The 21,531-nt window shown below is 63.5% G+C and carries 17 protein-coding genes and 1 other RNA gene; 10 read left to right on the forward strand and 8 right to left on the reverse strand.

Annotation, left to right across the window (positions count from 1 at the left end; translation table 11 throughout):
* The first annotated feature begins 115 nt into the window (after positions 1–115).
* The 3 genes from FLG15_RS00645 (at position 116) to dcp (ending at position 4,080) form a co-directional block, all read left to right on the forward strand.
* Complete coding sequence (locus FLG15_RS00645) at positions 116–385, forward strand: hypothetical protein (protein ID WP_017156434.1); 270 nt, start codon at positions 116–118, stop codon at positions 383–385.
* Positions 386–585: 200 nt separating this feature from the next.
* The gene (locus FLG15_RS00650; protein ID WP_057679326.1) at positions 586–1,596 is read left to right on the forward strand and encodes an isoaspartyl peptidase/L-asparaginase family protein; all 1,011 of its coding nucleotides are present in this window, start codon (positions 586–588) and stop codon (positions 1,594–1,596) included.
* A 300-nt stretch (positions 1,597–1,896) separates the two neighbouring features.
* Positions 1,897–4,080: a peptidyl-dipeptidase Dcp gene (gene dcp, locus FLG15_RS00655; RefSeq protein ID WP_057679087.1), complete on the forward strand. Its 2,184-nt coding sequence runs from the start codon at positions 1,897–1,899 to the stop codon at positions 4,078–4,080.
* A 412-nt stretch (positions 4,081–4,492) separates the two neighbouring features.
* Here dcp and FLG15_RS00660 read toward each other — a convergent pair whose 3' ends face one another.
* Entirely contained in the window at positions 4,493–5,548 is a 1,056-nt protein-coding gene (locus FLG15_RS00660) for an MBL fold metallo-hydrolase (RefSeq protein WP_057679088.1), read from the reverse strand.
* Between FLG15_RS00660 and FLG15_RS00665 the strand changes: the two genes are divergently transcribed.
* Both FLG15_RS00665 and FLG15_RS00670 read left to right on the forward strand, forming a co-directional pair.
* Positions 5,547–5,771, forward strand: coding sequence for a hypothetical protein (locus tag FLG15_RS00665; RefSeq protein WP_057679089.1), 225 nt, complete (start codon positions 5,547–5,549; stop codon positions 5,769–5,771). The two genes, FLG15_RS00660 and FLG15_RS00665, sit on opposite strands and share 2 nt — an antisense overlap.
* A 9-nt stretch (positions 5,772–5,780) precedes the next feature.
* Complete coding sequence (locus FLG15_RS00670; protein ID WP_057679090.1) at positions 5,781–6,413, forward strand: TetR/AcrR family transcriptional regulator; 633 nt, start codon at positions 5,781–5,783, stop codon at positions 6,411–6,413.
* Between the two features lie 34 nt (positions 6,414–6,447).
* Here FLG15_RS00670 and FLG15_RS00675 read toward each other — a convergent pair.
* The 5 genes from FLG15_RS00675 to FLG15_RS00700 form a co-directional block, all read right to left on the reverse strand.
* Positions 6,448–6,523: non-coding RNA, sX9 sRNA (locus FLG15_RS00675), on the reverse strand.
* Between the two features lie 62 nt (positions 6,524–6,585).
* Entirely contained in the window at positions 6,586–6,933 is a 348-nt protein-coding gene (locus FLG15_RS00680; protein ID WP_057679091.1) for a VOC family protein, read from the reverse strand.
* Positions 6,934–7,001: 68 nt separating this feature from the next.
* Positions 7,002–7,730 carry a helix-turn-helix domain-containing protein gene (locus FLG15_RS00685; RefSeq protein WP_150145332.1) on the reverse strand — a complete coding sequence of 243 codons (729 nt, stop codon included), beginning with the start codon at positions 7,728–7,730 and terminating at the stop codon, positions 7,002–7,004.
* A 147-nt stretch (positions 7,731–7,877) separates the two neighbouring features.
* Positions 7,878–9,137, reverse strand: coding sequence for a cation:proton antiporter (locus FLG15_RS00690; protein WP_150145335.1), 1,260 nt, complete (start codon positions 9,135–9,137; stop codon positions 7,878–7,880).
* A gap of 360 nt (positions 9,138–9,497) precedes the next feature.
* Positions 9,498–10,454, reverse strand: a complete 957-nt coding sequence (locus FLG15_RS00700) for a LysR family transcriptional regulator (RefSeq protein ID WP_150145338.1) — start codon at positions 10,452–10,454, stop codon at positions 9,498–9,500.
* Positions 10,455–10,572: 118 nt separating this feature from the next.
* Here FLG15_RS00700 and aceB point away from each other — a divergent pair, with 118 nt between their 5' ends.
* The 4 genes from aceB to FLG15_RS00720 all read left to right on the forward strand — a co-directional run bounded on the left by aceB (position 10,573) and on the right by FLG15_RS00720 (position 17,516).
* Positions 10,573–12,189 carry a malate synthase A gene (gene aceB, locus FLG15_RS00705; protein WP_150145341.1) on the forward strand — a complete coding sequence of 539 codons (1,617 nt, stop codon included), beginning with the start codon at positions 10,573–10,575 and terminating at the stop codon, positions 12,187–12,189.
* 158 nt (positions 12,190–12,347) lie between these two features.
* Positions 12,348–13,643, forward strand: coding sequence for an isocitrate lyase (gene aceA / locus FLG15_RS00710; protein WP_057679095.1), 1,296 nt, complete (start codon positions 12,348–12,350; stop codon positions 13,641–13,643).
* A 297-nt stretch (positions 13,644–13,940) separates the two neighbouring features.
* Complete coding sequence (locus tag FLG15_RS00715) at positions 13,941–14,999, forward strand: GGDEF domain-containing protein (RefSeq protein ID WP_017156445.1); 1,059 nt, start codon at positions 13,941–13,943, stop codon at positions 14,997–14,999.
* Between the two features lie 3 nt (positions 15,000–15,002).
* The gene (locus FLG15_RS00720) at positions 15,003–17,516 is read left to right on the forward strand and encodes a putative peptide modification system cyclase (protein ID WP_057679096.1); all 2,514 of its coding nucleotides are present in this window, start codon (positions 15,003–15,005) and stop codon (positions 17,514–17,516) included.
* A gap of 27 nt (positions 17,517–17,543) precedes the next feature.
* Here FLG15_RS00720 and FLG15_RS00725 read toward each other — a convergent pair whose 3' ends face one another.
* A complete protein-coding gene (locus FLG15_RS00725; RefSeq protein WP_008572251.1) occupies positions 17,544–17,843 on the reverse strand; it encodes an NHLP-related RiPP peptide in 300 nt (99 codons plus the stop codon).
* A gap of 160 nt (positions 17,844–18,003) precedes the next feature.
* Between FLG15_RS00725 and FLG15_RS00730 the strand changes: the two genes are divergently transcribed.
* Positions 18,004–19,164 carry a putative peptide maturation dehydrogenase gene (locus FLG15_RS00730; protein WP_150145343.1) on the forward strand — a complete coding sequence of 387 codons (1,161 nt, stop codon included), beginning with the start codon at positions 18,004–18,006 and terminating at the stop codon, positions 19,162–19,164.
* A 230-nt stretch (positions 19,165–19,394) separates the two neighbouring features.
* Here the strand turns inward: FLG15_RS00730 and FLG15_RS00735 are convergent, their stop codons facing one another.
* Positions 19,395–21,479 carry a S9 family peptidase gene (locus tag FLG15_RS00735; protein WP_150145346.1) on the reverse strand — a complete coding sequence of 695 codons (2,085 nt, stop codon included), beginning with the start codon at positions 21,477–21,479 and terminating at the stop codon, positions 19,395–19,397.
* Between the last annotated feature and the right edge of the window lie 52 nt (positions 21,480–21,531).

A 21,531-nucleotide genomic window follows, 5' to 3' on the forward strand; every position in this document is an offset into this window, starting at 1 on the left:
CGGACGGGTCGCCGCACGTGTGTGTGAGTCCACCGTGCGCCGCGGCCGTTCTAAAGCATGGTGCGGTGCGCGGCAGTCGGATCAGGCCTACGGGCACAGGATAGAGAGTGTTCGAATGAGCATGTCCCAGGAACAGCTGTTCGCATTCGCGCTCTACGAGATTCGGCTCCTGCTGGCCGGGCACCTCGGAAGCCAGAGTGAATCGCCTCTATCGGTGCGTGCCGCCGCGCACTTGGCGTATGCACTGCACAGCGATGCGGAGGCGGTCCTGCAAGGCCGGTCGTTCGATCCTGAGAGTGTGGCCACCAGGCTCGGCGCGGTGGATCGCATGCTGGGGACGACTTTTCAACAACGACTGTCCGCCGCAATGCGTGATCTTCCCTGAAAAGCGCGCAGGCTAGATGTTTTTCATCGGTTGGCTGCTTCAGTTCCTGCGTGCCCCGTGCAGCACCTCACTCCGGCGCTGCGGTTACTTGCAATCGAACGCCTCGCTAAATGCCGAACATGTCTTTCTCGCTTGCGAGAGAGAGAGCCGGCCCGTGCCCGCCCCACCGGTTATCTTGATCACTTGAAGGAGGAAACATCATGATCAACTTATCCGCCCGCGCGCTCTGCCTGTCCTTGTTGCTATCTACCGGCCCGGCGCTCGCAGCCACGCCGATGCTGGTGATCCACGGCGGTGCGGGCGTGGAGAAATCCAGCCTCTCGGCCGACGAACAAGCCCAGGCGCGCGAGGCGATGCAACGCGCACTGCGCGCCGGGCACGCGGTGTTGAACCGCGGTGGCAGTGCAGTGGATGCAGTGGCCGCCACCATCACCGTGCTGGAGGATGCGCCGCAGTTCAATGCGGGGCGTGGTGCGGTGTTTACCCACGACGGCAAGAACGAACTGGATGCGGCCATCATGGATGGCGCCAGCGGCAAGGCCGGTGCGATTGCCGGCGTGCACACGGTCAAGAACCCGATCCAGCTGGCGCGCAGCGTGATGGACCACTCCAAGCACGTGATGCTGGTCGGCGATGGCGCCGAACAATTCGCACGCGAGCAGGGCATTACCCTGGTCGATCCGAGTTATTTCCGCACCGACAAGCGCTGGCAGCAATTGCAAAAAGCGCTCAAGGCCGAGGCCGGCGATCGCCAGGCGCAGGCCGCGCTGGATCTGGAAACCGCCAAGCACTTCGGCACCGTCGGCGCGCTGGCGCTGGACCGCGACGGCCATCTGGCTGCCGGTACCTCCACTGGCGGCATGACCAACAAACGCTATGGCCGGGTCGGCGATGCACCCATCATCGGCGCCGGCACCTATGCCAACAGCCAATGCGCGGTCTCGGGCACCGGCTGGGGCGAGTTCTACATTCGCGCCGTGGCGGCCTACGACATCTGCGCACGCATGAAATACGCCGGCCAGTCGTTACGGCAGGCGGCCGAGACGGTGATTGACCAGGAGATCCCCACTGCCGGCGGCGACGGCGGGGCCATTGCGCTGGATGCGCAAGGCAACGTGGCGCTTCCGTTCAATACCGAAGGCATGTACCGCGGCTGGATCGGTGCGGACGGCGCCCCGCATGTGGCGATCTTCAAGGATGAGACGCTTTGAGGGAGCGCAGCGCGTTGGCACTGTGCCGTCGCTGGCCGGCAGCGTTACCAAGGCCGGAACGGTGCTGACGGCCGGCTTTGGCCGCTGTCGCCGCATACCGAAGCCGCTTGCATGGCTCACCGCCTCGTCCTTCTCCCGCACGCGGGAGAAGGTGCCCGAAGGGCGGATGAGGGCGCCGCACCGCCAGCCGCCTTTGCTCCGCACAGCGCCATTCATCGATGCCCAGCCAACGGCACATGCCGGCGGCCGCGAAACCCGCTAGCGTGGCCGGCTGCACTACCCACTCAGGAATCACACGCCATGTCGCGTACCGTCGTTCTGGCCGCTGCCATCACCCTGGCACTGGCTGCTTGTTCTGGAAAAGAGTCGTCCGGCCAGGAGTCCTCCACCGTGCCCGAAAAAACTGCCCCGGCCCCGGCCGCGGATGCTGCATCCAACCCCTTGCTGACCGCCAGCACGCTGCCGTTCCAGGCGCCGCCGTTCGACAAGATCAAGGACGCCGATTACCTGCCGGCGTTCGAAGAAGGCATGCGCCAGCATCTGGCCGACATCCGCAAGATCGCCGATAACCCGGAAGCGGCGACCTTCGACAACACCATCGAAGCGATGGAGCGCGGTGGCGAAACGCTCACGCGCGTGTCGCGCATCTTCTTCGGGCTGGTGCAGGCCGATACCAGCGACGCACGCCAGAAGATCCAGGAAGAGATCGCGCCCAAGCTGGCCGCGCACCAGGACGAGATCAATCTGGACCCCAAACTCTTCGCGCGCGTCAAAACCATCTACGACCAGCGCGACACGCTGAATCTGGACCCGGAGCAGAAGCGTCTGGTCGAGCGCGACTACGAAGAGCTGGTACGCGCCGGCGCGCAGTTGTCCGATGCCGACAAGGACAGCCTGCGCAAGCTCAACGTGGAAGAAACCACCCTCTCCACGCAGTTCCATACCCGCCTGGTCGCCGCTTCCGCCGCCGGTGCGGTGGCGGTGGACGACAAGGCCAAGCTCGATGGCCTGAGCGAAGGCGATATCGCCGCTGCGGCCGATGCCGCCAAGGCGCGCAAGCTCGACGGCAAGTATCTGCTCACCCTGCAGAACACCACGCAGCAGCCGGTACTGGCCTCGTTGAAGGACCGCCAGCTGCGCGCCGACGTGCTCAAGGCCTCTGAAACGCGTGCGGAAAAGGGCGATGCCAACGACACCCGCCAGACCATCCAGCGCTTGGCCCAGCTGCGCGCACAGAAAGCCAAGTTGCTGGGCTTCGACAACTACGCCGCCTACAGCCTGGGCGACCAGATGGCCAAGACGCCGGACGCTGCGCTCAAGCTGCTGACCGACACCGTGCCGGCGGCCACCGCCAAGGCGCGCCGCGAAGTGGCCGAAATGCAGAAGGTGATCGACGCGCAGAGTGCTGATGCAAAGACCGGAGATTTCAAACTCGCCGCGTCCGATTGGGACTTCTACGCCGAGCAGGTGCGCAAGGCCAAGTACGACCTGGACGAATCGCAGATCAAGCCGTACTTCGAACTGGACAACGTGCTGCAGAACGGCGTGTTTTATGCGGCCACGCAGTTGTATGGCATCACCTTCAAGCAGCGCACCGACATCCCGACCTACCACGCGGATATGAAGGTGTACGAGGTGTTCGATGCCGACGGCACCTCGATGGCGCTGTTCTACACCGACTACTTCAAGCGCGACAGCAAGTCCGGCGGCGCGTGGATGGACGTGTTCGTCGAACAGGACGGCCTCACCGGCGCCAAGCCGGTGGTCTACAACGTGTGCAACTTCACCAAGCCGGCCGCCGGCCAGCCGGCGTTGCTGAGCTTCGACGACGTCACCACGCTGTTCCATGAGTTTGGTCATGCGTTGCATGGCATGTTCTCCAAGGTGAAGTACCCCTCGATTGCCGGTACCAGCACCTCGCGCGACTTCGTGGAATTCCCCTCGCAGTTCAACGAGCACTGGGCGTCCGATCCGAAGGTCTTCGCCAACTACGCCAAGCACTACCAGACCGGCGCTGCAATGCCGGCCGAGCTGGTGGAAAAGATCAAGAAGGCCAAGACCTTCAACAGCGGCTACGCCACCACCGAATACCTGTCGGCCGCGCTGCTGGATCTGGCCTGGCACACCCAGCCGGCCGATGCGCCGTTGCAGGATGTGAGCAAGTTCGAAGCCGACGCCTTGAAGCGCTTCAAGGTGGATCTGGCTGAAGTGCCGCCGCGCTACCGCAGCAGCTATTTCGACCACATCTGGGGCGGCGGTTATTCGGCCGGGTACTACGCGTACTTCTGGTCGGAAGTGCTCGACGACGATGCCTTCGAATGGTTCAAGGAAAATGGCGGCCTGACCCGCAAGAACGGCGACACCTTCCGCGCCAAGATCCTCTCGCGCGGCAACACCGTCGATCTGGCCACGCTGTACCGCGATTTCCGTGGCAAGGATCCCAGCGTCAAGGCGTTGCTGGAAAACCGCGGGCTGACCGAGTGAGCGATGCGCGTGCGTAGGCGATGTTTGCATGCGCAGGCATGCATGCCTGGCCAGTACGACTAGCAAACAAAGACGGGATGGCCATGGCCATCCCGTCTTTGTTTGTGCGGATGTAACGCACTAGATGATGGTGTTGCCACTTTCAGGATCAGCATTCAGTTCTTCAACGCACCGTGCGCAGGGAGATGCCATATCGTGCCGGTCGTCTCCGACTGCCCGCCGTTGCAGTGCCAGACGCGAAGATCGAGACACGCAGATCCAGACGCGTGGCAATGGCACTCGCGATGTCAAACAGACTGACATCGCCGATGTTTGCCTCACGCGGTGCACGCAGTCACCAGGATGCCGACAAGCATCACAAGCACCATGGCGTAGTCACACCCGCAACCCACGCCAGCCCGCCGCCCGCCGCTTACGGCGTTGCCACCAATCCATCCGATGCGGTGGCCGCAGCGTCCTGCCGCCACCAACGCACCCGGTTGCCAGGGGCATTCAAGTCCACGCGCTCGCCCATGCACGGGGTGATCAGTGCGACACCAGCGGAGTCGGCCAGCGCCACGATCCGGTCCAGCGGCTCCTGCCACGCGTGCAAGGCCAGATCGAAGGTGCCGTTGTGGATCGGCAGCAGGCTACGGCCGCCGACGTCGATGAATGCCTGCAGGCTCTGTTCCGGCTGCATGTGCACGTGCGGCCACATCTGGTCGTAGGCGCCGTTTTCGATCAATGCCACATCGAACGGCCCGAGCTGCTCACCGATGGTCTTGAAGTGCGGGCCATAACCGCCGTCGCCGCTGAAAAACAGGCGCAGGTCGCCTGCCTGGATCACCCAGGAACACCACAGCGCGCGCCCGTTGTCGAACAGCCCGCGGCCGGAAAAATGTTGCGACGGGGTAGAGGTCAGCTGCAGGCCGGCAACGCTGATCGACTCCCACCAATCCAGCTGCCGCACCTTGGCCGGGTCCACGCCCCAGCGTACCAGCAGGTCGCCCACGCCCAACGGGACCACAAACACGCCGACGCGGTCGGCCAGCGCGCGGATGGTGGCGCGGTCGAGATGGTCGTAGTGGTCATGCGACAGGATCACCCCAGCCAGCGGCGGCAGTGCGTCCAGCGCGATCGGCGGGGCGTGGAAGCGCTTGGGTCCGGCGAACGGCACCGGCGAGGCGCGTTTGGAAAACACCGGGTCGGTCAGCCACAGCCCGCCCGCCAGCTTCATCAGCAGTGTGGAATGGCCCAGCCGGTACAGGCTGCGATCCGGCGCGGCCAGCAGTTGCGCGCCCGTCAGCGGCTGCACCGGCAAGGGCGCGGCGGGCACCGTGGTGCGGGGCTTGCCGAACACCATGGCCCACATCAGGCCGAGCTGTTCGCGCAGGGTCATGACGGTGGTTGGCAACGGCATCGCATTACGGAAGCGGCCAGCGCGAAACTGTGGCGAATCGGCATACGGGGAGGGACGTGGGGAGGCCATGGGAAGTCCGAGCAAGACGTGGGAAAGCAAAAGGACGAGCGATCAGGCAACGGCGATGCAGCAAGCACTGGATGCAACTGGCGTCAGGATCGGCATGGACGGGCGTACAGGCAGGTTCCTACAGACCAACTGCGGCGAGATGACAACGGCGGGCCAGCAGTACCAGATCGATTACACTACACAGTGTAGTTTTATCTGCGTGAAAGTAAACTACCGGGTGTAAAATTGCCGGATGTCGACCACCTCTTCCTCACCGACCACGCCCCAGCGCCTGACCGACCGCAAGCGCAACGCCATCGTCGAGGCCGCCATTGCCGAGTTCCGGCAGCATGGCTTCGAAGCGACCAGCATGGACCGCGTGGCCGCCACCGCCGGCGTTTCCAAACGCACGGTCTATAACCACTTCCCAAGCAAGGACGCCTTGTTCGGCGAGATTTTGCGCGGGCTGTGGCAACGCAGCGCCGAGGCGGTGAATCTGGCGTATCGGTCCGATCAACCGCTGCACCTGCAGTTGATCGCGCTGCTGCAACAGAAACTGCGGCTGTTGGACGACCCGGCGTTTATCGATCTGTCGCGCGTGGCCATCGCCGAAGGCATTCACTCGCCGGCGCGCGCGCGCGAATTGTTGTCGCAGCTGGGCAGCAAGGAAGAGGGCACCACCACCTGGCTGCGTGCCGCACTGGCCGACGGCCGGCTGGCAGGGGTGGAGCCGGAATTCGCCGCGCAGCAGTTGCAGGCGCTGGTGAAGGGCTTTGCGTTCTGGCCGCAGATCACCATGGGCCAGCCGCCGCTGTCGCCGCAGCAACAGACGCAGGTGGCCGAATCGGCGGTGGCGATGTTTTTGGGGCTGTACGCGCGCAAGTGAGCGCGGGCAGCACGCTCACTTGTGCTCTTTGATTGGCTAACAAGCATTGCGAACAGTCTTCAGGTGGGCGCCGACAGCGCGCCCGGAACAGCAGTGCACAAGTGGTACCGGCCGATTCCGCGCACCGACTGCGCCCGCCAGGCGGTGCGCGTAGGCGTTTCGGTCGCTGCGCTTAGTCTTTGGACCACACCGCCAAGGCATAGCCATGCGGGTCGGCAAAGTGAAAACGGCGCCCGCCCGGAAACGCGAACACCGCTTGGGTGATGCGTCCACCTGCCGCCTCGATACGCGCCTGGCTGCGGGCCAGATCATCGGCGGCGAGCACCACCAGCGCGCCACCCGGTTGCGGCGTGCCATGGAAGAAACCGCCGCTCAGGCGGCCGTCGCGGAATTCGCAGTAGTCCGGGCCGTAGTCCTGAAATGTCCAGCCGAAGGCCTGGCCATAAAAAGCTTTGGCGACGGCGATCGAGTCGACGGCAAATTCCAGGTAATCGATGCGGTGTTGCGTGGTGTCGGTCATGGCGTGCTCCTGAGCGAGTGCACAGCATGCAGATGGCGCAGGCCGCTGGCTTGGCGAAAACGGCCAAGTCAGCGGGCGTGCTGCTGCACCAGTGCGCGCGGGCTCAGACCGGTCAGTTGGCGCGCATCGCGCACCAGATGCGGCGCATCGCCGTAACCGGCGTGCAGCGCGGCCTCGGTCAAGTTGCGGTGTTTTCGCACAATCCGCAGAAAGCGCTGCAGGCGCAGGACGCGCTCCAGCGTCTTGCTGCCGTAGCCGAATGCGTTCTGGCAGCGGCGGCGCAGCGAGCGCTCGCTGATACCCAACGCCTCGGTCAACGCGCTTAGCCGTGGCGGCGTGCCGACGGTGAGTTGTTCGAACAGCCACGCCATCTGCCGATCGCGCGCTGCGGCGTGCTGTTGGCACAGTGTCTGCAATATTCGTAGCGGGTCGGCGCCGTCTTCCAGGCGATGCTGCCACGTGCGGCCCTGCACGCCCCACAGCGTTTCCAGCGCGACGCGTTGGTCGGCAATGGCGTGTAAGGGCAGCTGCAGCAGACCGGCCGCCACGCCCGCCGCCAGACGGACGCCGGTCAACGTCGTGCCTGCTGCCACCAGTGCGGGATTGGCAGTGCGATCTGGCCCGGCAACGAATACTTCGCTGCCATTCCAGATCAGATCGACGCTGCCATCGGGCAACACCAGCACCGGTTGTGGCGTGTGATTGCCCTGGCGAAATTGCCAAGTGCACTGCAGCTGCGCGCGTAATGCAGGCGGTGTCGCGCTTTCGGCATAACACGGCTCAGCTGGGTTGGACATGATGGCGCCCTGCGTGGAAGCGGATGCGGGTGTGCGCAGTGCCGCAACGTGGAGCGTGCGGCGATTCAACACCGTGCGCTCGGCTCCAGCTCAGTTGCATGCACGATATCCGGCCTATCGCGGCACTGCAGCAGCATCGCGCCCTCATCATCGAGGCGAGTTGCTTGCGGCCAGCGCATCGGCGGCTGCGTGGCGTTTGCGCTGGAACCACGCCACCATCGGCGAGGCCATCACCGTGGTCACCAGCGTCATGCCGAACAACAGCGTAAACAGGTCCGGCCCGATCACACCGCTATCCAGGCCGATCTTGATCACCACCAACTCCATCAACCCACGTGCGTTCATCAGCGAGCCGACGGTGAGACTGTCGCGCCATTGATGGCCACTCAGGCGCGCGCCCAGCGTGCAGCCGAGCAACTTGCCGCTTACCGCCATGCCGATCACCAGCACAAGTCCGCTCAGGCCGGCGCCGGCGAACGCGCCAGGGCTGGTGGCTTGACCGGCAACCGCAAACAGCACCGGCATCAGCAAGGTGATGGCCAGCGGTTCGATACGCCCGGCCAGATGCTCCAGCAGGCGGTCATCGCGCGGAAGGCAAATACCGAACAGGAAGGCGCCAAAGATCGCATGCAGCCCGATCCACTCGGCCAGCGCAGCGCACGCCAGCAGACCGATCAAGACCCATACCAACGCGCTCGGTGCATACCGGCCGTCATGCGCGCGGGAGCGCAGCAGGCGCGCATAGGCAGGCTTGAGCACACCCAACACGGCGGCGATCAGGACCAACGCACCGATGGCCGTAAACGCGACGCCGCCATGCGCGTTGTTGCCGGTCAGGGTCAGTACGATCGCCAGGAAGATCCAGACCGTGGCATCGTCGATCACGGCCGCGCCCAGCGCCAGGCGGCCGGCCGGGGTGCGGGTCATGTTGCGGTCCTTGAGGATGCGCGCTAACACCGGAAATGCCGTCACCGACATCGCCGCGGCGATGAACAGCGCGAACGGCCAGAAGCCGATGCCGTGCGGTGCGAAGCGCGGAAACAGCCACGGCGCGGCAGCCAGCCCGAGCAGCAGCGGCAACACGATGCCGGACACGCCCACCAGGATCGAGGCGCGCACTTGCGCCTTGGTGCCTTCCGGCGCACGCAATTCCGCGCCGACCACGAACATGAAAAGCACCACGCCCATCGTGGCCAGGCCGGACAGCGGCGGCAGGCTGTTGGCGGCGAACAACGCCGTGTGCAGCTCGGGCAGCCAGGCACCGAAGGCAAGCGGGCCGAGCAACAACCCGGCCGCCATTTCGCCGATGACCGGTGGCTGCCCAATGCGTTGCAACACCGCACCGCACAGGCGCGCAGCGCCCAGGATCACTACCAACTGCACCAGCAACAACGTGGTCGGATTCATCGCGTCAGCATTCCAGTGGTTGAGTCGGCCCAGCCTTCGCGTTCTGCAGGTCATCGGCCAGTCATTCTCCCCAACCGACGACGCAACGATGCGCGGCATGCTCCGGCGCTTAAGTTTATGCGTGGCGACGCGCTGCGATCACGTGGGCGATCAACGCACGCACGCAATGCGTGCTGACGTGCGGAATAGATGGTCCGATGCAGGTAACAGCATCTTGTCGCGTTCGCTCGCATTGCTGCATGGCACACACATTCTGCGCGCTTGACCGAGCGTCTTCCGGCGGGTGCGCGTGATCGATGGCGCGATGCGTGCCTGCATTGCCGCGATGCCAGACGATAACGCCGGGCCATAGCGAACGACTCAACGCTCCGAAGCGCCACTCTCGTCATAGCCGCGCGGGGTGAACAGATCCGGCTGAATCAGCTCGATAAACGCACGTGCTTGCGGCGACAGATACTTGCCCTTGCGCACCACCACGCCGTAGCTGCGGGTCGGGAAAAAATCCTTCAGCGAGCGCGTGGCCAGCTTGTCGCGGTCGGCGTCGGTGAGGCAGATCGCGGTGACGATGGAAATGCCCATGCCCATCGCCACGTATTGCTTGATCACCTCCCAGCCGCCCACTTCCAGTGCCACGGTGTAGGGCACGCGCGCCTGCTGAAAGACCAGGTCGACCAGGCGGTAGGTCACCTGCCGGCGCGGCGGCAGGATCAATGGATATGGCGACAGATCCTGCAACGCGACCTCGGCCTTGCCGGCCAATGGATGATCGGGCTGGGTGATCAGCAATTGCTCGAAACGGTAGACCGGCGCGTAGTTGAGGTCGGCCGGCACGTCCAGCATCGAGCCGACCGCCAGATCCACCGCATCCTCGCGCAGCAGGTCGGTGCCATCGGCGCTGATGGCGTTGTGCAGGGTCAGCCGCACGTCCGGATGGCGCGCGCGGAAGTTGGCCACGATGCGCGGCAGCAGGTACAGGATGGTGGAGCTGTTGGCGGCGATATTGAGCTCGCCGGCATCCAGCCCGCGTACCTTTTCGCGAAAGCTCGCTTCCAGCCCATCCAGGCTTTCCACCAGCGGCTGCGCCATGTCGTACAGCAACTGGCCCTCGCGGCTGGGTGCCATGCGTCGCCCGGAGCGTTCGAACAGCGGCACGCCCAGATCGCGCTCCAGTGCCTGCAACTGCAAGGTCACCGCCGGTTGGCTGACATACAGCGCCTCAGCCGCACGTGAGACAGAGCCCAGACGCACTGTCTGGCAGAACGCGCGCAGCGGCTTGAGTCGATCGGATTTGTAGGAAAATCGAGGGGTTGGCGCCATGTGGTCGCGCTGCGCTGGTCTAATATAAGTCAGGCTTATTTACAGCATTGATAAAACTGCTTTGTCAAATAGTTGCATTGGGCGCACGGTGCAGGTCCGGATGCACAAGGACCCCCACATGGCTGCCACCGCGTTTGCTCCCCGTCCCACCGACCACGCCACGCCCGGCATTTCGTTGACCACTCAGATCGCCAGCCAGGCAGAGCTGCTGCCGGCCGCCGCGCTGGCCCTGCTGGTCTCGCTGCACCGGGCGATCGAGCCCGGCCGCCAACAGCGCCTGGCCCAGCGGCGCCAGCGCCAGGCCGCCTTCGATGCCGGTCAGCTGCCAGACTTCCGGACCGATACCCAGGCTATCCGTGCCGGCGATTGGCGCGTGGCCCCCCTGCCGGCGGCGCTGCAGGACCGCCGCGTCGAAATCACTGGCCCGACCGACCCGAAGATGGTCATCAACGCGCTGAACTCCGGCGCCAAGGTGTTCATGGCCGACTTCGAAGACTCCACCGCGCCAACCTGGCGCAACCTGCTGGCCGGCCAGCGCACCCTGGCTGCGGCGGTGCGCGGTGACCTCAGCTTCGATGCGCCCAACGGCAAGCACTACGCCCTGCGCCCGGAGGCCGAACGTGCCGTGCTGATCGTGCGCCCGCGCGGCTGGCACCTGGACGAAAAGCACGTGCTGATCGACGGCCAGCCGCTGGCCGGCGGCCTGTTCGATGCGGCGCTGTTTGCCTTCCACAACGGCCGCGCGTTGCTGGCCAAGGACCGTGGCCCGTACCTGTATCTGCCCAAGCTGCAGAGCATGGAAGAAGCCGCACTGTGGGACACCGCGCTGGCGCATATCGAAGCGATGCTGGGCCTGCCGCATGCGCAGATCAAGGTCACCGTGCTGATCGAAACGCTGCCGGCGGTGTTCGAGATGGACGAAATCCTCTACGCGCTGCGCGAGCGCATCGTGGGCCTGAACTGCGGGCGTTGGGACTATATTTTTTCCTACCTGAAAACCTTTCGTGCGCACCGCGACCGCGTGCTGCCCGAACGTGGCCAGGTCACCATGACCCAGCCATTTCTGAAGGCCTATTCGGAGCTGTTGATCAAGACCTGCCACCGCCGCGGCGCGCATGCAATGGGCGGCATGGCCGCGCAGATTCCGATCAACCACGATGAAGCGGCCAACGAACAGGCCATGGCCCGCGTGCGTGCCGACAAGTTGCGCGAAGTGACCGCCGGCCACGATGGCACCTGGGTGGCACATCCGGCGCTGATTCCGGTGGCGATGAAACTGTTCGACGAACACATGCCCACCGCGCACCAGCAGCATGTGTTGCGCAACGACGTGCAGGTGACGGCCGACATGCTGATCGCGCCCTCGCCGGGCAATGTCACCCGTGCCGGGTTCGAAGGCAATGTCGAAGTGTGCGTGCGCTATCTGGCGGCGTGGTTGGACGGCAATGGCTGCGTACCGATCCACCACCTGATGGAAGACGCCGCCACGGCCGAGATCAGCCGCGCGCAGCTGTGGCAATGGTTGCATCACGGCCAGCACCTGGATGATGGCACCGCCATCGATCACCACCTGCTGCAGGCGACCTTGCGCGCGCTGCCCGCACGGTTGGGAACCGCCACCGCGCTGCCCGGCGCTGCACGGATCGATGAAGCGATCGCCTTGCTGGAGGAGTTGAGCGGCGCCGACGAACTGGCGGACTTCCTCACTGTCCCGGCGTACCGCCTGATCGATTGATCTCACCCTGCGGCGACGCCTCGCCACCGGCGTTCCGCAGTTTCCCCTTCAACGCACAACACCGCCCGTTGCGCACGCATGCGCAACGACGGCCTTGCCATGCCGCACGCCTGCCATTTTTCCTCGTTCCATCCGCCGTACCTCCAGGAGAACGCAAGATGAGCACTACACTGCAAAGCGCCGAACAACTGCAGCAGGACTGGTCCAACAACCCGCGCTGGAGCGGCATCACCCGCAATTACAGCGCTGCCGATGTGGTGCGCCTGCGCGGCACCGTGCATGTCGAGCATTCGCTGGCGCGGTTGGGTGCAGAAAAATTGTGGACCTCATTGCATGCCACGCCGTTCGTCAATGCGCTGGGCGCGCTGACCGGCAACCAGGCCATGCAGCAGGTCAAGGCCGGGTTGAAGGCGATCTACCTCAGCGGCTGGCAGGTTGCCGCCGATGCCAATCTGGCCGGGCAGATGTATCCGGACCAATCGCTCTACCCGGCCGATTCGGTGCCGGCGGTGGTCAAGCGCATCAACAACACCTTGCTGCGCGCCGACCAGCTCCATCATGCCGAAGGCAACGATGCCATCGACTTCCTGCAGCCGATCGTGGCCGACGCCGAGGCCGGTTTCGGTGGCGTGCTCAACGCCTTCGAACTGATGAAGGCGATGATCGAAGCCGGCGCGGCTGGCGTGCACTTCGAAGACCAACTGGCCTCGGTCAAGAAATGCGGCCATATGGGCGGCAAGGTGCTGGTGCCCACGCGTGAGGCGATCGAAAAATTGAATGCCGCGCGCCTGGCCGCCGATGTGCTGGGCGTTCCGACGGTGCTGATTGCCCGCACCGACGCCGAAGCCGCCGACCTGATCACCAGCGATGTGGATGCCAACGACCAACCGTTCACCACCGGGCAGCGCACGGTCGAAGGCTTCTTCAAGACCCGCAATGGCCTGGACCAGGCGATCAGCCGCGGCTTGGCGTATGCCCCGTACGCCGATCTGATCTGGTGCGAAACCGGCAAGCCGGACCTGGAATTTGCGCGTGCGTTTGCGCAGGCCATCCATGCCCGGTTCCCCGGCAAACTGCTGGCCTACAACTGCTCGCCGAGTTTCAATTGGAAGAAGAATCTGGACGATGCCACCATCGCCAAGTTCCAGACCGAACTGGCGAGCTATGGCTACAAGTTCCAGTTCATCACCCTGGCCGGCTTCCACGCCTTGAATTACGGCATGTTCCACCTAGCGCACGGCTACGCGCGCCGGCAGATGAGTGCATTCGTCGAATTGCAGCAGGCCGAGTTCGAGGCGGCGGAGAGGGGATTTAGCGCAGTCAAGCATCAGCGCGAAGTAGGCACCGGCTATTTCGATGCAGTGACGCAGGCGATCCAGCAGGGGCAATCGTCTACCACCGCATTGCGTGGCTCCACCGAAGAAGAGCAATTCCATAGCGACAAGGCGGCCTGATGGCTGGCAGTACCGCAATGCCGGTCGTACATGACGCTTTGCATTGTGGCAGCCCGCGGGCGCCGGGTTGATGCAGCTGCCTCTGCCGCACCGGACGTCGAGGACAGATTCAGCAGGCGCCACCTTGCGCCACCCTGGGAGGGGGAGGGCTCGGAAAACCGAGCCCCTTTTTTTTTGCCCGATACCCGTCAATTCGTCTCTTTTTTCATGAGAAATAGTGTGATCTGGTACTGAACAAAGGGGTCCTGTAGGATTTGTCGATAGGCTAATGTTGCAGGCTGGCCTAAGGGAAAACCGATGACTTGCCACAACACCGCAGGCGCACTCGAGCCAACGGGGAACGTTGCCAAAACGGTCCCCGACGGGCTGCATGCGCTGATGACTGCCGAGGAACTGGGGTTTTTCGCCCGTTTCGGCCGTTCGCGCGAGGTGTCCGCGGGCCAGTCGCTGTTCGAGCGCGGTGCGGTGGGCACGCAGATGTACATCGTCGTCAGCGGCCAGATCGACCTGGATTTCGGCGAGGACCTGATGCTCAAGCATCTGGGTCCGGGCGAGTTCTTCGGCGAGCTCGGCCTGCTGATCGGCGATCACGCGCGCAGCGCCGGTGCCAGCGCCTCCACCGACAGCCGTCTGATCGAGCTGGCACACGAGGATTTCCAGCGCCTGGTCGATCAGGACCCCTCGATGGTGGCGCACTTCCTGCGCCGCTCCATCGTGCGGGTGGTCAACAACGAACAGTTGCTGATCCGCCAGCTGCGCCGGCGCAACCACGATCTGGAAGCGGCGCTGGATAACCTCTACGTCACCTCGCACCAGCTCAACCACACCGAAGAACTGAGCCGGACCGACGAGCTCACCGGCCTGCACAACCGGCGCGGGCTGGCGTTGCACCTGCAGGAATGCCGGCGTGCCGGCCATGTACCGGGCGTGGGCTTGATCCTGATCGATTGCGACCGTTTCAAGCGCATCAACGACGAGTTCGGTCATCTGGCAGGCGACCGCGTGCTGCAGAACGTGGCGCATGCCCTGCGTTCGGTGATCGCAGAAGGCGACCTGGCCTGCCGTCTCGGCGGCGATGAATTCTGCGTGCTCGTCGCACAAGGCACCAGCGAGCTGGTGCACCACATAGGCGAATGCATCGTGCGCGCGGTGGAAGCGCGGCTGTGCAACGGCCAGGGCGAGCAAGGCTGCTCGGTCAGCGTAGGCTCGTGCATGATCGATGCGGACGCGGCCTGGAACGACTGGTACACGCTCGCCGACAGCGCCTTGTACGAGGCCAAGCGGCAGGGCGGCAATGTGCTGTGCATGCAGGAGACGCTGGCCCTGGATCAGCCGCCTGCAACCGGTCACCGCTGAGCAATGAGCAGCCGCACCCACGCACGCAAGGATGCGTCGTCGGAAGCGATCCAGGCGCCGCGGCTGCGCACCTTGCTGTTGACCGATCTCTGCGATTCGACCGCGCTGGTCGAACGTATCGGCGACAACGCGGCGGCGGCCTTGTTCCGCGAGCACGACCGCCTGGTGGTCAAGCTGCAGCAGCACTGGCGCGGCCGCCTGATCGATCGTTCCGACGGGCTGCTGCTGCTGTTCGATCGCCCCATCGATGGCCTGGGTTTCGCGCTGGATTACGCGCGCGGGCTCAAGACGATGGGCGATGCGCATGCGCTCGCGCTGCGCGCACGCCAGGGCCTGCATGTCGGCGAAGTGCTGACCTGGCGCAACAGCGACGAAGCGATCAGCATCGGCGCCAAGCCGCTGGAAGTCGAAGGCCTCGCCAAGCCTACCGCCGCTCGCCTGATGTCGATGGCCCGGCCCGGGCAGATTTTGCTCTCGGCGGTAGCCGAGTCGTTGACCCATCGCGCCGCGCGCGAACTCGGCAACCGCGCCGATCGGTTGTTGTGGAAATCGCACGGGCGCTGGCGCTTCAAGGGCATGCCCACCGCGATGGAGATCTACGAGGTCGGCGAAGTCGGCCTGACTCCCCTGCGCATGCCGAAGAATTCGGCAAAGGCCTGGCGCGATGTGCCGCTGTGGCGCAGGCCGGCCGCGTTGGTGGCTGAGGTGGGGGTGGTGCTGGGGATCGGTTTCGCAATCTGGCTCTTTGCACGGCCGCAACCAGCGCTCGCGTTTGCAGAACGCGACTGGGTGGTTGTCGGGACGGTCCGCAACCTAACCAGTGACGTGATGCTGGACGGAGCACTCGATCAGGCACTTCGGATCAGCCTGGAGCAGTCGCGATACGTCAACGTTCTCAGTGAAGACAGAACACTGAAACTGTTAGCACTGATGCGCAAAGATCCCGCCAAAGATCCGCTGGACCGCAAGAACGCGTCGGATGTCGCATTACGCACCGGTGCCAGAGCGGTGTTACTTCCTTCTGTGGGTTACGTTGGGGGGCGCACACGTTTCGTCGTGGAAGTGGTCGACCCGAAAACTCAGCAGACTGTTGCTGTAAGTACCGCATTCGGCTCAAATCCGTCGATTCTTTCTGCTGTTGATACAGTGACGGGCGAACTGAGGACGCAGCTCGGCGAAAACCGTGACAGTATTCGACAAAACAGTCCTGCCTTGCCGGATGTCACCACATCTAGTCTCGATGCGTTGCGCGCTTATGCACTAGGACAACAACGATACTCGGAAGGGAAATACGGTGCTGCTTTGGATTTCTTCCAGAAAGCAGTCGATATCGATCCGCACTTTGCGCTGGCCTGGCTTGGTCAAGTGCGCGCCCATTTTGCCAATGTCGATTACAAGAAGGCGACCGAAACGCTCAGAGTTGCTGAGCAATTCAAGTCCAGGCTCCCCCCGCGCGAGGCGCTTTACGTAAAAAGCTGGGGCGTGCAGATTCTCGATCCAGCGCAGGCGGCCGATTCCTGGATACAGATGGCGGAGTTGTATCCCGACTATGCACCTGCCCAGGCGAACGCAGCGATGGATTTGTTCGTCGCTAATCGGTTCGCTGACGCTCTGCCGTACGCGCGTGCTTCGGCGCAGGGGAAGTACGATCTTTCCAGCGTATCGCTCGATATGTATGGGCGTATCTTGCTGGCTCTTGGTCAATACGACCAAGCCGATCAGGCAGTGAGAAAGGCGGTCGGATCAGGATGGAATGGCGCGCTGCTGCGTCAGGCTGCTGTCGCGGCTGCGAAGCGCGACTACTCGGGCGCACGCGACGCGCTTGCTCGAGTCGACAAGACGAATTTCCATGCCGACATCACGCGAACCACTATCGCTCTTGATGAAGGGGATCTGCACGCGGCGGTCGCGCATGCCCAAGTCGGACTGAGCGCAGGATTGAACAGGAGAGGAACTGATCGGATCAACTATTACGTCCCGCTAGCGACTGCGTTGCTTGCCTCCGGGCAGCGACCAAAGGCCGCGGAGGTCGCCGAAGAGGGCGCAAGGTTGGCATTGCGGGATTTAGGGGCAGATGTCCCAATCGATAGGATCGACAACCTGTCCACCGCATTGGCTGCCGCGCTCATCATGGCCCGCGCCGGCGATACCCAAGGTGCCGCTAAGGTCCGGCAGCAGGTCAAGGTGGCGCCACTGACCTACGCCAACCGCTTGGTGGTGGAACTGGGTGCGGTTGTCGATGCGGAAATTCTATTAGCCGAGCAGCGGCCAGACGATGCATTCCGCATGCTCAGTCCCTATCTGGATTCGATGTCGCGATTTCAGACAAGGGCAACCGCAATGCGCGCTGCCCGACTTGGACAGCGTAACGCAGATGCGCGGATTCAACACGACTGGATCCGCCAGCATCGAGGTTTGGCTTACGCGGAGATCGAATGCGGATACTGTCTGCAGCCGCTCAATCTGGTGGATCTGAGAACAGCAGAAGATTCGTGGATAGCAGAGGCGCAGGGGTAAACCTGCAGCGCGCCAAAAAGCTTTTCTTTATTTGAGCGTCCTATCGCCGTTGTAACCGGCATCCAGCTGAGGGACGATATGTGAGGTCCCAGACGTCAGCATGGTGTTGATCTGCTCACGCGCACCTGCGATTACATCCTTATCTGCCAACTGGATATTGCATGCGCAATCGCGAACGAATGCCTCGATGTCGTCGCCAGGTGCGGCGATGTGCCCAACCTGTCGTAGTGCCTCTAACGTGTCTGAGACGAATAATGCACGAAAGGCATCGTCGGTAGACAGTAGATCGATCAGGTTGCTTGCAACAGCAGGTTCAAGCTTCAGCATTGGCATCGCTGGCACTTCAGTGGGATGAAGTAACACATAGCGGCTCTAAGGGGGCTGGCTTGAGCGGTATCACGCATTGGCTCAAGTTAGGCAGCGGCGGGGCGTTATCCCTGGAGCAGAAATATCTGCACACGGTTACCTCAGATCGCTGGAGAAGATGATGCTGGTCAAGCGTTGCGCAATTGTCGTGCTGGAGCCACGTGAGACCGTGTCTTACACATTGGACAGTCTTCTACGAGGCGGCAATGGGCTGGACCATTCGATGCAGTGGTTTGCGCTCGCGCCGCATCTCGATGCCCCGGTCGCCGTGTCAGAAACTCAGCGGGCGTTGCTGGGTGAGCTTAGTCCCTCGCACTGGAGCACTCGCTTGTCATACGAGAGTGAAGCGCTTGACGGCTTGATCGCGCACGGCCTGGTGCTGGAGGAGCAAACGCAAGGCAGCAGGTTTGCTCAAGCCGATTCGCGTCTGAGGGCCTCGCACTGGCATCCGCTTGCCGCGGTGCTGCACGCATTTACGCGATGGGATGGGGTAGATGCGGTCAAGAACACCCGGGATTCTGGCACCGATACAGTGGTGGCAATGCGGCGTGTCTTGGGGCCTGCGCCCCCTGAAGTGTTGCCGGCAAATGACCATCGAACGCTCATCGGCCTGCCGCCCATGGTCGCAAACGATTTCGATGACCTGCTGGGACGGCGTGTCACTTGTCGTAATTTCGATCAGAGCAGACCCGTTCCTCTACCGACGTTCGCCCACATGTTGCAGCGGGTGTTCGCTGCTCATGCCAAGGTAAAGGTGGGCGATGACCTGGTTTTTCTTAAAAAGAATGTGCCTTCCGGTGGTGGCTTGCATCCTATCGAGGCCTACATTTTGGTGAGGAACGTCCAAGATCTGGAATCTGGCGTCTACCACTATCGTGCAGATAGTCACGCCTTAGAGCGTATGTCAGGTCTTGAGTGCTCCGATGACTTCGTCATGCAGGCTGTAGGACAGCAACACTGGTTCGCAGACGCGCATGTACTGGTTGCCTTGGTGCCGCGCTTTGACCGAACCTTCTGGAAATACAGACAGCATGCCAAAGGGTATCGCGTGGTTGCGTTGGAAGCCGGGCACTTGTCGCAGACGCTGTATCTGGCGGCAACCGACCTCGGTTTGGGGGCGTTTATCACCGGTGCGGTGAACGAAAAACATCTTGAGCGCGCGCTTGGGTTGGACCCGATTTCGCAAGGCGTTCTCGCCGTATGCGGCTTTGGCTGGCGCGCAACGACCATGGTGACGGCAGAGCTGGATCCTATGGGTGCGATTTGGTCCGCAGCGACTTGAGACGTATCGGACAATCGCGTGAGGTCAGTCTGCTCGCTTTCTCGCTATGTCCGAGCGTGTGCCGTTGACGTATTGGTAGCCGCCCTTGATACGCCCGCTTTACCCGCCGGTATCTGGCGCCGCTTGCTGACAATCCGAGCAGCGCTCCAGTGTTGCGTAGCACCTGCGAAGGCTGACGGCAGAGTGCCGTCGGCCTTCGTGTCCCGGGCTAAAGCAAGTCCCGCGCAGGCTTACTTCCGAATCGCCTGCGTATGCGTCTTCAAGGCCTCGCTCAGGCCGTTGATCTTGTCCGCGCCTTCCGGGACGGTGATGCTGGAGCCTTCCAGATCCGCACCGATCGGTTGCACGCGGCCGCCCAGGCATTGGCTCAGGAAGCTTTCGGTCACTGCGTTGAAGGCCTTGCTGTTTTCCGGGCGGCGGAAGCCGTGGCCTTCGTCGGGGAACAGCACATAGGTGACCGGAATGTTCTTGGCCTTCATCGCGTTGACGATCTGGTCGCTTTCGGCCTGTTTGACGCGCGGGTCGTTGGCGCCCTGGCCGATCAACAGCGGCTTGCTGATCTTGTCGACATGGGTCAGCGGAGAACGGTCGGTCAGCCACTGCTTGCCGGCTTCGGTGGCGGGGTCGCCCATGCGCCGGGTCAGCTGCTTGTAGAAGCTGGCCCAGTACGGCGGCACGGTGCCGAGCAAGGTGTTGAGATTGGCCGGGCCCACGATATCCACGCCGCATTTGAAGGCGTCCGGGGTAAAGGTCATGCCGACCAGCGTGGCATAGCCGCCGTAGCTGCCGCCCATGATGGCGACATCCTCGGGTTTGGTGACCCCTTGCTTGACCGCCCATTGCACCGCATCGAGCAGGTCGTCGTGCATCTTGCCGGCCCACTCGCCATTGCCGGCATTGGTGAACGCCTTGCCGAAGCCGGTGGAGCCACGGAAGTTCACCGACAACACCGCATAGCCGCGGTTGGCCAACCATTGCTCGTACGGCCCGTAGCCGTAGCTGTCGCGCGCCCACGGGCCGCCGTGCACGAACAGCACCAACGGCACCGGCTTATCGGCCTTGCCGTCGTGGTTGGCATCGGCTTCGGCCGGCAGGGTGAGGTAGCTGATCAGCTTGAGGCCGTCGCGTGCAGTCAGCTCCTGTGGCCACATCGGCACCAGCGGCTTGCCCTCCAGTGCCGGCCGCGCGGAGAACAGCTTGGTCAGCTTGCCGCCATCGGCGCGATCGTAGCGGTAATAGGTGAGCGGGGTTTCCGCCGCGGAATAGCCCACGATCCAGATGCGATCATCGAGCGTGCGCGCGGCCACGCTGGCATCGCCGTCGCCCAGGGATTTGAGTTTCTGCAGATCCGCGGCAATGCCGTTGTCCAGCGGCTTCCATTCTTCACGCAGGTAGTCGGTGGACACCGCCTGCACTGCCCCGGTCTTGGGATCGTTCAAGGTGGCGCCGACGTCGGCGCGCGGGCTTTCGAACAGTAGCGTACGGGAGTTGCTGGCCGTGTCGATGGCATACAGCGCTGCGGTATCGCGGTTGCGCGAATCCTGCATGTACAGCGTCTTGCCATCCTCGGTCAGGCCTTCCGGCGCCGTGTTGCTGACATCCTCGAACGGAATGCGGTCCACGCTCTTCCAGCGGTTGCCATCGGGCACCAGCAACTCCCTGCCGGCATCGTCGGTGGCGCGCGTGGCGTAGCGCAGCTGGTAATCGCCATCGAGCAGGTACGCATCCAGGCTGTCGGTGTTCTTCTGTACCAGCGTGCGCTTGCCGGAGGCCAGGTCCACGCGATACAGGTCGTGCCACTTGGCGTCGCGGTCGTTCATGCCGACCATGATCGATTCGGGATGCCGCGCGCTGACCCGATACACCTCGGCATTGGTCTTCTGGAACGGGGTGAGATCCTTGCTGCTGCCATCGGCCAGATTGACCGAGAACAGGTGGAAATCTTCATCGCCGCCGTTGTCGCGCAGGTACAGCAAGGTATTGGGTTGATAGGTCCAAAAGTAGTTACGAATGCCGCGTGCGGTGTCCTTGGTGATTGCGCGCGCCTGGTCGGGCGCATCCACCGGCGCAACCCAGACATTGAGCACGCCCTCCAGCGGCGCCACCCAGCTGAGGTACTTGCCGTCCGGGCTGATGCTGACAGTGGCCCGCTCGGGATTGCCGAACAGCGCATCGCGGGTAATCAGCGCAGGCGGCGCCGCGGGCGCTGTGGCAGCCGGTGCAGGTGCTGCCGCTTTCTCGGCAGCGGGCGCAGGTTTGTCGCTGCACGCAGACAGCGCGAGCAGCATGCTGGAAACAAGAAGCAGGCGTTGCATGGGCACTCCGGTGGCAAGTCGGCCAAGCCGGCCGATGTGCCACGCTAGCGGC

Source organism: Xanthomonas phaseoli pv. dieffenbachiae, assembly GCF_008639345.1.
In the GTDB taxonomy this organism is placed as follows: Bacteria; Pseudomonadota; Gammaproteobacteria; order Xanthomonadales; family Xanthomonadaceae; genus Xanthomonas; species Xanthomonas phaseoli.

What these genes read in the sequence shown, in the direction of transcription:
- aceA (WP_057679095.1), top strand. Translation starts at nt 12,348, where the DNA reads ATGAGCACTACACTGCAAAGCGCCGAACAACTGCAGCAGGACTGGTCC.
- FLG15_RS00645 (WP_017156434.1), top strand. Translation starts at nt 116, where the DNA reads ATGAGCATGTCCCAGGAACAGCTGTTCGCATTCGCGCTCTACGAGATT.
- FLG15_RS00700 (WP_150145338.1), bottom strand. Translation starts at nt 10,454, where the DNA reads ATGGCGCCAACCCCTCGATTTTCCTACAAATCCGATCGACTCAAGCCG.
- FLG15_RS00735 (WP_150145346.1), bottom strand. Translation starts at nt 21,479, where the DNA reads ATGCAACGCCTGCTTCTTGTTTCCAGCATGCTGCTCGCGCTGTCTGCG.
- FLG15_RS00665 (WP_057679089.1), top strand. Translation starts at nt 5,547, where the DNA reads ATGGGAAGTCCGAGCAAGACGTGGGAAAGCAAAAGGACGAGCGATCAG.
- FLG15_RS00670 (WP_057679090.1), top strand. Translation starts at nt 5,781, where the DNA reads ATGTCGACCACCTCTTCCTCACCGACCACGCCCCAGCGCCTGACCGAC.
- dcp (WP_057679087.1), top strand. Translation starts at nt 1,897, where the DNA reads ATGTCGCGTACCGTCGTTCTGGCCGCTGCCATCACCCTGGCACTGGCT.
- FLG15_RS00715 (WP_017156445.1), top strand. Translation starts at nt 13,941, where the DNA reads ATGACTTGCCACAACACCGCAGGCGCACTCGAGCCAACGGGGAACGTT.
- aceB (WP_150145341.1), top strand. Translation starts at nt 10,573, where the DNA reads ATGGCTGCCACCGCGTTTGCTCCCCGTCCCACCGACCACGCCACGCCC.
- FLG15_RS00720 (WP_057679096.1), top strand. Translation starts at nt 15,003, where the DNA reads ATGAGCAGCCGCACCCACGCACGCAAGGATGCGTCGTCGGAAGCGATC.
- FLG15_RS00690 (WP_150145335.1), bottom strand. Translation starts at nt 9,137, where the DNA reads ATGAATCCGACCACGTTGTTGCTGGTGCAGTTGGTAGTGATCCTGGGC.
- FLG15_RS00680 (WP_057679091.1), bottom strand. Translation starts at nt 6,933, where the DNA reads ATGACCGACACCACGCAACACCGCATCGATTACCTGGAATTTGCCGTC.
- FLG15_RS00650 (WP_057679326.1), top strand. Translation starts at nt 586, where the DNA reads ATGATCAACTTATCCGCCCGCGCGCTCTGCCTGTCCTTGTTGCTATCT.
- FLG15_RS00725 (WP_008572251.1), bottom strand. Translation starts at nt 17,843, where the DNA reads ATGCTGAAGCTTGAACCTGCTGTTGCAAGCAACCTGATCGATCTACTG.
- FLG15_RS00685 (WP_150145332.1), bottom strand. Translation starts at nt 7,730, where the DNA reads ATGTCCAACCCAGCTGAGCCGTGTTATGCCGAAAGCGCGACACCGCCT.
- FLG15_RS00660 (WP_057679088.1), bottom strand. Translation starts at nt 5,548, where the DNA reads ATGGCCTCCCCACGTCCCTCCCCGTATGCCGATTCGCCACAGTTTCGC.
- FLG15_RS00730 (WP_150145343.1), top strand. Translation starts at nt 18,004, where the DNA reads ATGCTGGTCAAGCGTTGCGCAATTGTCGTGCTGGAGCCACGTGAGACC.